The organism is Flavobacterium sp., assembly GCF_043773265.1.
Taxonomy (GTDB): Bacteria; Bacteroidota; Bacteroidia; order Flavobacteriales; family Flavobacteriaceae; genus Flavobacterium.
The window spans coordinates 1-11782 of record NZ_JAYVFH010000116.1 but is presented as its reverse complement, the minus strand read 5'-3'; the positions used below and the strand labels follow the sequence as shown (position 1 = coordinate 11782).

Sequence of the window (11782 nt, the reverse complement as noted above, 5' to 3'; positions counted from 1 at the left end):
CCAATTTAACTCCTGCGCCAGTACCAACAATACCTGCCGGAAGTGTTATTTCAATGTTTAGTGATACTTATACAAATGTTCCAGTTGATACTTGGAGAACATCTTGGTCAAGTGCTAATTTAACAGATGTTACAATCTCTGGAAATGCTGCGAAAAAATATTCAAATTTAAATTTTGTTGGTGTTGAGGCAACTACAACTCCAATAAATGCAACTGCAATGACTTATTTTCATACAGATGTTTGGTCGTCAGATTTTACTCAGTTTAAAGTTAAATTAGTAGATTTTGGTGCCAACGCAACATTTGGTGGTGGAGATGATAAAGAACATGAAATTACAATTTCTTCTCCAGCTCAAAATACTTGGGTAAGTTTAGATATTCCACTAAGTGCATTTACAGGTTTAACAACTCGTGCACACATTGCACAACTTATTTACGTTGCTTCACCATCTGGAAGCGCAACAGTATATGTTGATAATGTTTTCTTTTACAATTTAACAGCATCACTTACAACTGCTGCACCAACTCCAACATTACCAGCATCTAATGTAATTTCAATGTTTAGTGGAGCATATACCAATGTACCAGTTGATACTTGGAGAACTTCATGGTCTAATGCTACTTTTGCTGATGTATCTATTGCAGGAAATCCAACAAAAAAATACAGTGCTTTAGATTTTGTTGGAATCGAAACCGTTACAAATCAGATTAATGCAACATCTATGACACATTTTCATACTGATGTTTGGTCGGCAGATTTTACAGTTTTTAGAATAAAACTTGTAGATTTTGGTGCCAACGGAATTTTTGCTGGTGGCGATGATAAAGAACACGAAATTGTATTTAGTTCTCCAGCTCAAGGTGGTTGGATAAGTATAGATATTCCGCTAAGTAATTTTACAGGTTTAACGACTAGAGCACACATTGCTCAATTAATTTACTCAGCAACTCCAACAGGAAGTAACACAGTATATGTTGATAATGTTTATTTCCATAATTAATTAAAAAAATATTAAAATGAAAAAGATTAATAATTATATTTTACTTTTTGCATCATTACTTCTTTTCGTGAATTGTCAAGAAGATGACGCATCGTTTGGCGATATTAAATCACCAACAAATTTACAAGTTACTGCCGAAGTCATCGGAAAAACTGCAACTGAACCTTTCGGAGACGGATCAGGTGTTGTAAAATTTACCACAACTGCAGATAATGCAATTTCATATAAATATGTTTTTAGTGATGGAACTTCTCAAAATGCTCCAAGCGGAATTTTTGAAAAAAGATTTACACAAACTGGAGTAAATGTTTATACTGTTATTGTGATTGCATCTGGAACTGCTGGTGTTACAACTAATACAACTATTGAAGTTGAAGTTTTAAGCAATTTTACAGATGATGAAGCGGTACAGTTTTTAACTGGTGGAACTCAAAAACAATGGTATTGGTCAGCATCAGAACCTGGTCATCTTGGTGTAGGTCAAAATGATAATGATGCAACTAAAAATTATTTCGCAAATTATTACCAAGCTGCACCATTTGAAAAAGCTGGTTCTCCAGATAGTAGTTGTCTATATGAAAACGTAATGACTTTTTCAAAAGATGGTAGTTTATTAAAATATGAATTAGATAATGGTGGACAAACATTTTTTAATAAAGATTTTCAAAGTGTAGTAGGAGGAACAGCCGGATTTGACTTTTGTTATGATTATAATACTGCTGGACTTAAAACGGTATCATTATCACCATCAGAATCTGTTGTCGTTGCTAACAATGTTGCTGGTCAAACTAGAGGTACAATGTTGAATATTGCAGATGGTGGTTTTATGGGATATTATATTGGTCAAAGTTCTTATGAAATTTTATCAATTACCGAAAACCGAATGGTTGTTAGAGCTGTTATGGGTGGAAATCCTGCTTTAGCTTGGTATCATATTTTTACAACTATTCAACCAGTTCAAGATCCAATAACAGATTTTACTAACTTAGTTTGGTCTGATGAATTTAATACTGATGGTGCACCAGATACTTCTAAATGGAATTATGATATTGGTTCTGGTGGTTGGGGAAATAGTGAATTACAATATTATACCAATTCGTCAAATAATGTAATTGTTCAAGGCGGAAATCTAAAAATTACTGCTAAAGCTCAATTATTAAGTGGTTCTAATTATACTTCTGCAAGATTAAAATCTGAAAATAAATTTGAATTCCATTATGGTAAAGTCGAGTTTAGAGCTAAAATGCCAACTGGTGGTGGAACTTGGCCTGCATTATGGATGTTAGGTCAAAATTATGCTACTAATACTTGGCCATCATGTGGCGAAATTGATGTTATGGAACACAGAGGAAACATTCCAAATGTTATTCATGGAACTTTGCATTATCCTGGACATTCTGGTGGAAATGGAATTACAAACACAACAACTATTGCTGATGCTTCAACTCAATTTCATATTTACAAAGCTATTTGGACATCAAATTCAATTAAGTTTTATGTAGATGATCAATTATATCATTCTTTTTTAAACACTAGTACAACTCCATTTAATAGCGATTTTTTCTTAATTTTAAATGTTGCCATGGGAGGAACTTTTGGTGGTGCAATCGATCCAGCTTTTGTTCAGTCTTCAATGGAAGTTGATTATGTAAGAGTTTATCAATAAAATTAAAATAGTTTTTTTTTATTAGTTTCTTTTAACAAGAAGTAATTTTATTATTGCTTCTTGTTATTTGATTTTTAATCATTAATAGTTTAAAATGAAATATAATAATATATTTTACATATCATTAATTGCTACACTAATTCTTGTTGGTTGTAACTCTTTACAAAAAAATACAACTTCAAATGTTCACTCCAACCCAATTGATAAAAGAGTAGATTCTATTTTATCAATAATGACTTTGCAAGAAAAAATTGGACAATTAAATCAATATAATGGTTTTTGGGAAATAACTGGACCAACACCAAAAGAAGGTTTGGCTGCAAAAAAATATGAAGATATAAAAAAAGGTTTTGTTGGCTCAATGCTCAATGTAAAAGGCGTTAAAGATGTTCGAGCTTTACAAAAAATCGCAGTTGAACAAACTCGTCTTGGTATTCCATTATTGTTTGGTTTTGATGTAATTCATGGTTATAAAACGATTAGCCCAATTCCATTAGCAGAAGCTGCAAGTTGGGATTTAGAAGCCATTAAAAAATCATCAGAAATAGCAGCCGAAGAAGCAGCAGCTGTTGGAATAAATTGGACATTTGCTCCAATGTTAGATGTTTCTAGAGATGCTCGTTGGGGTAGAGTAATGGAAGGTTCTGGTGAAGATTCTTATCTTGGAAGCCGAATTGCAGAAGCAAGAATTAAAGGTTTTCAAGGAACTGATTTTAAGTCTAATAAATCTATTTTAGCTTGTGCCAAACATTTTGCAGGATATGCATTTGCAGAATCAGGTAGAGATTATAACACTGTAGATGTTAGCGATCAAACGCTTCAAAATGTAATTTTTCCACCTTTTAAAGCTGCAGTAAATGCTGGTGTTAGAACTTTCATGAATTCGTTTAATGAACTAAACGGAATTCCGGCAACAGGAAGCAAATATTTGCAAAGAACAATTTTAAAAGGCGATTGGAAATTTGATGGATTTGTAGTTTCAGATTGGGGTTCAATGAATGAAATGGTAAATCATGGTTATGTAAAAGATAGAAAACAAGCAGCAGAAGCTTCTATTAATGCTGGTTCTGACATGGATATGGAATCCTATGTTTATGTTGAATATTTAGAAAATTTGGTCAAAGAAGGAAAAGTTGCAGAATCTAATATTAATGATGCAGCTAGAAGAATTCTTAAAACAAAATTTGAATTAGGGTTATTCGATAATCCATACAAATATTGTGACGAAATAAATGAGAAAAATACAGTTGGAAAAACCGAATTTCATGATGGAGTTTTGGATATTGCTAAAAAATCGATTGTACTTTTAAAAAATAATACTAATTTATTACCACTACAAAAATCTGGATTAAAGATTGCCTTGATTGGTTCTTTAGCAAATGATAAAACAAGTCCGCTTGGAAATTGGCGAATTGGAGCTGATGATAACACAGCAATCTCTGTTTTAGAAGGATTAAATAAATATTCTGGAAATCAAATTAATTATTCAAAAGGTGCAGATGTATCAATTGGAAGAACTCAATTTATTTGGGAAACTGCAATTAATGAAACTGATAAATCAGGATTTGCAGAAGCAATAGAATTAGCAAAAAAATCAGATATAGTAATTATGGTTTTAGGTGAACATGGATTGCAAACTGGAGAAGGAAGAAGTAGAACCGATATTGGTTTGCCTGGAGTGCAACAAGAATTATTAGAAGAAATATATAAAGTAAATTCAAAAATTGTTTTGGTATTAAATAATGGTCGACCATTAGCAATTCCTTGGGCTGATGAAAATATTCCAGCAATTGTAGAAGCTTGGCATCTTGGAACTCAAAGCGGAAGCGCAATTGCACAAGTTTTATATGGCGATTACAATCCGAGTGGAAAACTGCCAATGACTTTTCCTAGAAATATTGGTCAAGTTCCTATTTATTACAACTATAAAAACACAGGAAGACCAACAATGAATGAACCAAATAGTGTTTTTTGGTCACATTATATTGACGAAAAAAATTCACCTTTATATGCATTTGGTTATGGTTTAAGCTATTCAAAATTTGAATATTCTAATTTAAAATTATCTTCAAATTCATTTTCTAATAATGAAAAAATTGAAGTTTCGGTTACCTTAAAAAATAATAGCAATATTGAAGGAAAGGAAGTAGTACAACTTTATATTCGTGATTTAATAGGAAGTACAACTCGACCGGTAAAAGAATTAAAAGGTTTTGAAATAGTTAATTTAAAAGCAAACGAATCTAAAACTGTAAATTTCACTATTGATAAAAGCACAATCGAATATTATACAGCCAATTCCAAATGGGAAGCTGAAACAGGTGATTTCAAGGTTTTTGTTGGTGGAAGTTCAGATAAAACACTTGAAGAAAATTTTCAATATACTAATTCTAATTAAATGAAAAAAGTCATTATTTTACTTTTGTTAGTTTCAAATTTTTGTATTTCTCAAAATAAAGAACGTAAACTTGTTTGGGAAGAAAATTTTAATTCAAAAAAACTTAACCAAACCAATTGGAATTTTGAACTTGGTAATGGTTGCCCAAATCTTTGTGGTTGGGGAAATAATGAGAAACAAATTTATACAAAAACCAATCATACTTTCAAAAAAGGAAAATTGATTATTGAAGCAAAAAAAGAAGGTGCAATTTATACTTCAACAAAAATCACAACTAAAGGAAAGAAAGAATTTCAATATGGTAAAATTGAAGTGAAAGCAAAACTTCCTGTTGGAAATGGACTTTGGCCAGCATTTTGGATGTTAGGTTCAACAATTGGAGAAGAAGGTTGGCCAAAATGTGGAGAAATAGACATTTTAGAATATGTTGGAAGAGAACCAGATATGATTTTTACAACGTTACACACGCAAGACAGTCACGGAAATTCAATAAATACTAAAAAAACAAAAATAGAAAACATTGAAGATGGATTTCATATATATGGAATTGATTGGACAAAAGAAAAAATTGAATTCTTTGTTGATGGAAATTCAGTTTATACATTTAATCCAGAAGAAAAAAATAAAGATACTTGGCCATTTGATAAGAAATTCTACCTCATTCTTAATCTAGCAATTGGCGGAAACTTTGGTGGTTCAATAATTGATGATTCTAACCTTCCTCAAAATTTTTATATTGATTATATTAGAGTTTACCAATAATTTTGATTTTTCTTAATAAAGTATATTCTTTAAAACGAGTATATTTTGTTCAATTTTATTGTGAAATTTGAATTTTATTGCATTTAAAATGTTAAATTTTTTAATTTTATTTGTTTCTTAATAAAATTTTATGCTACATTTGGCTATAAATTAATTCAAATTTAACAGTTGCCTATCGTAGAAAATTACTTTTAGAAAAAACATTACGCTTTTTTAACCCAAAACTAAAAGGAAATTTTATGGCTACTATTAATCAAATTCCAGACGCTTTATTGGTAAAAAATTATATAGCAGGCGACGAAAACGCTTTGGCTATATTAATTAAAAGACATCAGCAAAAAATTTATGGATTTATATATTCCAAAATGCCAGATCGCGATGTTGCAGACGACGTATTTCAAGATACTTTTATTAAAGTAATTAAAACTTTAAAATCTAATTCATATAATGAAGAAGGTAAGTTCTTGCCTTGGGTAATGCGAATTTCTCATAATTTAATTGTTGATCATTATAGAAAAAACAAAAAGATGCCAATGCTTCGTGAAACCGAAGAGTTTTCAATATTTTCTATTTTAACAGACAACTCATTAAATGCTGAAGGAAGAATTATTACAGATATTATTGAAAAAGACTTGCAAAAAATTGTTCAAGAACTTCCAGCAGACCAAAAAGAAGTACTGATAATGAGAATTTATCAAGATCTTAGCTTTAGCGAAATTGCTGAGTTAACAGGTGTTAGTATCAATACAGCTTTAGGTAGAATGAGATATGCTTTGATGAATCTTAGAAAAGTTATTGATAAAAATAAAATAATTTTAACCAATTAAACAATATTTCATTTGCTATTTCGTTATAGATATATAATTTAAACAAATCTATGGCTAAAATTTACTCTAAAAACGCATTAGCAAACACAAAAATGTTACCAAAAAGCGAAACAATTAATTTCATACTTAATTATTCTAAAGCTTTGAAAATTATCAAAGTAGGTAATAGAAACTTCGAAATCATTGCTAATTAAGAAATATCCCGGTAAAATTATCGGGATATTTTTTTTTCTAATTCTTTCAAAACTTCTTTTCTTCCAATAGTTTTGGTAATAATATCTTTTTCTAAATTCCAACCTCGTGCTGGCGAATATTCTCTTCCGTACCAAATTATTTGTAGGTGTAAATCGTTCCAAACTTCAATCGGAAAAATTGCTTTGGCATCTTTTTCTGTTTGAACTACATTTTTGCCAGAAGTTAAATTCCAACGATACATTAATCGATGAATATGAGTATCTACAGGAAATGCTGGAACTCCAAAAGCTTGACTCATAACTACACTTGCCGTTTTATGTCCTACAGCAGGAAAAGATTCTAAAGCTTCAAAAGATTGTGGAACTTCGCCATTATATTTTTCTATTAAAATTTGCGACAAGCCATGAATTCCTTTAGATTTCATTGGCGATAATCCACAAGGACGAATAATATCTCTAATTTCTTCGATGCTCATTTTTATCATATCATAAGGATTATCTGCCTTTGCAAACAATAATGGTGTAATTTGATTTACACGAACATCAGTACATTGTGCAGAAAGCAAAACTGCAATTAACAAAGTATAAGCATCTTTATGCTCTAGCGGAATTGGAATTGTGGGATATAATTCTTTTAACGTATTTATAACAAATGTTGCACGTTCTTTTTTAGTCATAAAGTGTTAAATTTGGAGTGTAAATATAACAATAAACAACACACAATAAACTCAAAAATAAAATGACTACATTAAAAATAGGAGATAAAGCACCCAATTTTTCATCCAAAGACCAAGATGGAATTTCTCATTCGCTTACAGATTACAAAGGTAAAAAGTTGGTTGTTTTTTTCTATCCAAAAGCAAATACACCAGGTTGCACCGCCGAAGCTTGTGATTTAAGAGATAATTTTGAACGTTTTGAAGCTAATAATTATGCACTTCTTGGAGTTAGTGCAGATAATGCCAAAGCACAAGGAAATTTTAAAAGTAAATATAAATTTCAGTTTCCTTTATTGGCAGATGAAGATAAATCAGTACTAAATGCATTTGAAGTTTGGGGACCAAAAACATTTATGGGAAGAAAATATGATGGAATTCACAGAACCACATTTGTAATAGATGAAAACGGAATTATTGATGACATAATATCTGAAGTGAAAACTAAAATTCATGCAAGTCAGATATTGAAGTGATTTTTGGTTGGTTTTCTTAATTTAATGAAATAAAATCACTGTAAGATACTTTGATTATTATAAATTTCTATGTGATTATTTTTGGTTTGTCTTCCTTTTATTCCAGTCATGATAGGTCATTTCAAACTTAGTTTCATCTTTTCCATGTTTGCCGATTTCTTTCCAACCAGCTTTTCTATAAAAAGTTTCAGCTCTTGTATTTGGTGTTGTTCCTAACCAAACATTGATACTTGTTTGGATAAAATACCAATCTAGCATTATGTCGTGAAGTTGTTTTCCAATGCCTTTTTTTTCAAATTCAGGTTTTAAAAATAGTGCCCAAATATTATTTTCCTTCAAGTCAGCAATTGAAAACCCAACTATTTCATTATTGATTTCACAAACCCAACCTTTTCCTCTAATAGTTATAAATTCTAAGCAATCTTCGTTAGTCACCAAGTTAGGATTTGACAAAGTGTTTTCAGTTACTGAATTTCTAACAATTTGAATTTGTTTTATGTCGTCAATTTTTGCTTCTCTGATAATCATAATTTTATAACATTAATTTTTTAATGGTGTAGTTGACCTTTTTTAGAGTTTAATAATTACATTTTCAAATATAAAAAAAATCCTCAATAGTTTTCGCTATCAAGGATTTATATATTATTCAAGCTCTGCGATAGTCTTTGACCTCGAAGCATACAACAAATTAAATATAAATTATTTACTTTTTTAAAAAATAGAATTACTGCGAACTCTGGAGACATTCGCAGAGCAACAAGTAGATTTTTATACTTTGTAGAGCTAGTGTTGTGTGCTGTTTTTTTTATAAAATCGATTTTGTTTGATTTTTACTTTTTTTGTAAAGAATATCTATCACTTCCATCTCAAAATAATAATCAAATGATTTTCCGTCAAGCTGAATTGGAATGTAGATGTTTACACTAGTTCCCAAAATTTTTTTTACTCTTTCAATACGTTTTTTATCTTTAGGTTTATAATATGAAATTACAGGGAAGATTAGCTTGCTGCTCCAATATGAATTTCCAGAATTAAATTTTATGTCGTCAATTGGTTGCATTAAATCTGATATAAAAGATTTTGGAGGAATAACAGTAGGAGCTTGTGTTTTTTCTTTGTCAATAAATTTCACATTCTTATGTATAATTTTTTGAGCTTCTCCATTATAAACGAACGATGCCTCATCCCAAATTATTTTTAGTGGTTTATCACTATTATTCTTAATCTTAAACGCAACTTCTGATTGCTTAAATGAAAACTCGATTGAGAGTTTTTCATCCTCAAACTTTAGATCATTCGAAACGGTTGGTTTATTAAGTTGAATTTTATATATATAATATTCTGGAATGCAAGAAGAAACAAATGAAATTATGATTATTAGAAATATAATTTTTTTCATATTCATTCAAAATTATGTTTAAGATTAATTTTCAAACGTGTTTTTAAGAGTATTTTCTGATAAAATAGCATACAAATCATAAATACACTCAATAAAATCATCACAATTTTAATAAAATGCATATTCATTTTCAAATATAAAAAAAATCCTCAATAGTTTTCGCTATCAAGGATTTATATATTATTCAAGCTCTGCGATGGTCTTTGACCTCGAAGCTTACAACAAATTAAATATAAATTATTTACATTTTTAATAAATAGTATTATTGCGAAGTATGGAGACACCGCTGTTGTGCGATCACTTTTTCTTTTTTAATCGTTAATTCTATTTTTAATATCCATTCTTTCGTGCAAAATTCTCACAACTTCCATTTCTGTATTTTCAATTTGTTTACAAAATATTAAATGCGATTTCACTTTTGAATATCGATAATCTTTACGAATGTTTCCAAAATCTTTTGTTGTTTCAAAGTTTTCCGCTACATATTCTATTTCATCCATTATCAAATTATAATATCGGTTCGCTTGTTGAACCGACCAATTTTCAGCCGTGTAAATCCAATTATTATTCAAATCGTCTAAAGCTTTTTCACTTATAATATGTTCAGCCATTACTTTTGGAAATTGTCGTTTAACCTTTTTAGATTTTCTGTTCGGTTAAAATTTCTAATTTTTTCGCTTTTTTCTCCAAGTTCTAATTCCGCAATTAGAGATTTAGTTTGAATTTCTTCCTGCTCAAAATGTCTCAAAGCAGTTCTAACAACTTCGCTTACAGAATTATATTTTCCTGTTGCAATTTGTCTGTTTATAAAACTTTCGTAATATTCTCCAATTAAAATTGATGTGTTTCGTGCCATAATTTTATATTTTTTACAAATATACCAATTTATGGTATTCTCCAATAAATTTTCTATTATTTTTTCGGTTTTCTGTCGCTCCAAAGTGTCGCACAACGGTCCCACGCTTTATGTCTGTTGCTGTTTTTACCACAGACCAAAGCAAATATACCGAAAACTTTGAAAGAAAAAATATGATTGAAAGAAAAAAGATAAGAGACCAAGCGTCCAAATAAATCCCAAGCCAACGCCATTGACGCAAATTGCTGTTATAGCCAGTTTTTTTTCTTTCTCAAAATTTGTAACCAGCTCCAATTTTAATCATTCGATTATTAACCTCATATTTTGGTATTTCTCTCAAGTCAGAAAGCCCAATTAAATATGTTCCATCTAGAAATAAATGTTTTGTAATATCAAAGTTAACACCAAATAGGACACCAAAATCATTTTTTTTCCAAGAATCAGTCAGATCAGTTTTTAAAGCTCCATTGATGCCAGGAAAATTTTCAATAGAATTCTCAACATATAACACTTGACTATAATGTACTCCAAATTTTAAATTAAATTTTTTAGTTAGATAGAATTTAGATGCAACTGAAAACATTAATAAATTAAGTTTATAGTTAGAATATAATTTAGTAGGAACATCATCAAAGTTTTGTCTAATTAAAATTGAACCTCTATTCCCACTCTGATTATAACTAACTTCAAATTCTGGAGCAACTCTTTTAAATTTATACTCTATAAAAATTCCAGCATAGAATGAGGGTTTTAAACCACTTTTTTCAGATTCAGAATTTTCAAATTTAAAATTACTCAAAAGAGCTCCGCTTTTTATTCCTCCAGAAAGTTGAGAATAACCTTGGAATGAGATTAATAATAATCCTAAAATAATTTTTTTCATGTTTCTTTGTTTTTTTATCGATTTTTTGGTAATATTGGCTATAACGTTTCGCGGCTTCAAAAAGTGGCGATGAACCAAGACCAAGCCTTTTCAAATATAGAAAAAACTTTAAATTAATTACCTTTCCGATTTCAAATAAATCCCATGCCTAGCAATTTCTTGTAACTGCTGATGGCAGAAGTAGTTTTATCCGGCAATTTTTACGTTACTATTTAAAATTTCCACGTTAAAATTCACTTTAGCTTTTAATGCGCTAAAAACTCTCAAAATTGTTTCAATTGTAACGTTTGTTGTATTGTTTTCAAGTTTTGATATTTGTGCTCTTTGAACTCCGATTAACTTTCCAAGTTCTTCTTGCGTCATATTTCTTTCAAGACGAACTTTTTTTATTAAATCGCCAAGAATTTCCATTTGAAGTTCTTGTTCATAAAGCGTTCTTTTTACAGTTCCAACTTCGCCAATAAATTCATCTTTTATTTTGTCAAAAGAGAACATTTCTAATTCTTTTTCTTTATTTTTCATTTCTCTTATTTTTAAGTTCAAAATATCTCAATCTTATGTTTTCTGCTTTTTCTATTTCTTTTTCAGGAGTTTTTCCTGTTTT

13 protein-coding genes and 1 pseudogene are annotated in these 11782 nt (G+C 29.8%); 7 read left to right on the top strand and 7 right to left on the bottom strand.

From position 1 onward, the window contains the following. From ACH2BO_RS06285 to ACH2BO_RS06260, 6 genes and pseudogenes are all read left to right on the top strand, one after another. A pseudogene (locus tag ACH2BO_RS06285) lies at positions 1-1001 on the top strand (hypothetical protein); the annotation flags it as partial. A 16-nt stretch (positions 1002-1017) separates the two neighbouring features. Then, positions 1018-2667 (top strand): family 16 glycosylhydrolase, encoded by a 1650-nt coding sequence (locus tag ACH2BO_RS06280; protein ID WP_395043900.1) that lies wholly within the window; start codon positions 1018-1020, stop codon positions 2665-2667. A 94-nt stretch (positions 2668-2761) separates the two neighbouring features. Then, the gene (gene bglX, locus ACH2BO_RS06275) at positions 2762-5065 is read left to right on the top strand and encodes a beta-glucosidase BglX (RefSeq protein ID WP_395043899.1); all 2304 of its coding nucleotides are present in this window, start codon (positions 2762-2764) and stop codon (positions 5063-5065) included. Then, positions 5066-5827, top strand: coding sequence for a family 16 glycosylhydrolase (locus ACH2BO_RS06270; protein ID WP_395043898.1), 762 nt, complete (start codon positions 5066-5068; stop codon positions 5825-5827). It begins immediately after the preceding gene. 239 nt (positions 5828-6066) lie between these two features. Beyond that, on the top strand, positions 6067-6654 hold the full coding sequence (locus ACH2BO_RS06265) for an RNA polymerase sigma factor (RefSeq protein WP_395043897.1): 588 nt from the start codon (positions 6067-6069) through the stop codon (positions 6652-6654). Positions 6655-6704: 50 nt separating this feature from the next. After that, positions 6705-6848, top strand: a complete 144-nt coding sequence (locus tag ACH2BO_RS06260) for a hypothetical protein (protein ID WP_395043896.1) — start codon at positions 6705-6707, stop codon at positions 6846-6848. A gap of 17 nt (positions 6849-6865) precedes the next feature. Here ACH2BO_RS06260 and nth read toward each other — a convergent pair whose 3' ends face one another. Then, positions 6866-7525, bottom strand: coding sequence for an endonuclease III domain-containing protein (gene nth, locus ACH2BO_RS06255; protein ID WP_395043895.1), 660 nt, complete (start codon positions 7523-7525; stop codon positions 6866-6868). A 62-nt stretch (positions 7526-7587) separates the two neighbouring features. On the opposite strand from nth, the gene bcp reads away from it, so the two are divergent. Further along, positions 7588-8040: a thioredoxin-dependent thiol peroxidase gene (gene bcp / locus ACH2BO_RS06250; RefSeq protein ID WP_395043894.1), complete on the top strand. Its 453-nt coding sequence runs from the start codon at positions 7588-7590 to the stop codon at positions 8038-8040. A gap of 75 nt (positions 8041-8115) precedes the next feature. Here the strand turns inward: bcp and ACH2BO_RS06245 are convergent, their stop codons facing one another. The 6 genes from ACH2BO_RS06245 to ACH2BO_RS06220 form a co-directional block, all read right to left on the bottom strand. Beyond that, entirely contained in the window at positions 8116-8568 is a 453-nt protein-coding gene (locus tag ACH2BO_RS06245; protein WP_395043893.1) for a GNAT family N-acetyltransferase, read from the bottom strand. A 277-nt stretch (positions 8569-8845) separates the two neighbouring features. After that, positions 8846-9439 carry a hypothetical protein gene (locus ACH2BO_RS06240; RefSeq protein ID WP_395043892.1) on the bottom strand — a complete coding sequence of 198 codons (594 nt, stop codon included), beginning with the start codon at positions 9437-9439 and terminating at the stop codon, positions 8846-8848. Positions 9440-9750: 311 nt separating this feature from the next. Next, positions 9751-10050, bottom strand: a complete 300-nt coding sequence (locus ACH2BO_RS06235; protein WP_395043891.1) for a type II toxin-antitoxin system RelE/ParE family toxin — start codon at positions 10048-10050, stop codon at positions 9751-9753. Then, complete coding sequence (locus ACH2BO_RS06230; RefSeq protein ID WP_395043890.1) at positions 10050-10295, bottom strand: type II toxin-antitoxin system ParD family antitoxin; 246 nt, start codon at positions 10293-10295, stop codon at positions 10050-10052. Before ACH2BO_RS06230 ends, ACH2BO_RS06235 begins: the two co-directional genes overlap by 1 nt. 271 nt (positions 10296-10566) lie before the next feature. After that, positions 10567-11178 carry a porin family protein gene (locus ACH2BO_RS06225; RefSeq protein ID WP_395043889.1) on the bottom strand — a complete coding sequence of 204 codons (612 nt, stop codon included), beginning with the start codon at positions 11176-11178 and terminating at the stop codon, positions 10567-10569. Between the two features lie 186 nt (positions 11179-11364). Beyond that, positions 11365-11700 (bottom strand): helix-turn-helix domain-containing protein, encoded by a 336-nt coding sequence (locus ACH2BO_RS06220; protein ID WP_395043888.1) that lies wholly within the window; start codon positions 11698-11700, stop codon positions 11365-11367. Positions 11701-11782: the final 82 nt, after the last annotated feature.